The sequence below is a fragment of the Halorubrum sp. Hd13 genome (assembly GCF_002252755.1).
Taxonomy (GTDB): domain Archaea; phylum Halobacteriota; class Halobacteria; order Halobacteriales; family Haloferacaceae; genus Halorubrum.
On sequence record NZ_NHOY01000093.1, the window covers coordinates 1 to 778 of the forward strand.

A 778-nucleotide genomic window follows, 5' to 3' on the forward strand; every position below is an offset into this window, starting at 1 on the left:
TCGCCGCCGCGGCGACGAGACAGAGCAGCCACATCAGGCGGGGCTTCATCAGCCGGAAGTACGCCGCTGCGGTCGCTTTCAGTCGGGGGAGCGTCGCCCTCGGGATCTCGGGCTCGGGCGCCTCCTCGACCGGCGGAAGGTCGTCGGTCCCGGGCTGGAAGTCGACCGGTGCGTCGTCGGGAGCGCCGGTCGACGCCTCCAGCCACCACGCGAGCGCGGCGAGGACGGCGCCGAAGATCGCCACGCCCAGCAGGAGGTGGACGGGTCCAAGCGAGACGGGGAGGTCGCCGACGGCGACGAGCGCGCCCACGCCGGACTGGGCGGGGAACAGCAGGAGCGCGGCCGCGAGCGCCGCGCGGACCCGACGGCTCGCCCCGTCGAGCCACGCGAGCGCGACCGAGAGCGCCACGAGGACGCCGACGACGGCGGCGATCGCGCGGTGACCGAGCGCGACCCACCCGGCGCTCTCCGTGGGGAGCGCGGCGCCGTCGCCGCAGAGCGGCCAGCCCGAACAGGCGGCCGCCGCCTCCGTGAGCGAGGTCGTGGCGCCGACGACGAGCAGGAGGTATACGCCCATCGCCGTCGCCGCGAGAACCGCGGGGAATCGGTCGGGTACCGTCACTTACCCGGGTTTGGGAACGGACCCATATATGTCCCGCGCTTCGGTGAATTCGCCCCAGGCGCGCCGGTTAGCTCCGGATCTATCCCTGTTCGCTGCCGTCCCGGGGCGCGTCGACGGCCTCGCGTGACCCGTCGCCCTCGCGTGAGCCGCCGCTCT

The 778-nt window shown here is 74.3% G+C and carries 1 pseudogene; it reads right to left on the bottom strand.

Annotated elements, in window-relative coordinates:
• Positions 1 to 622 (bottom strand): annotated as a pseudogene (locus tag DJ81_RS12110) (protoheme IX farnesyltransferase); the annotation flags it as partial.
• Positions 623 to 778 lie beyond the last annotated feature (156 nt).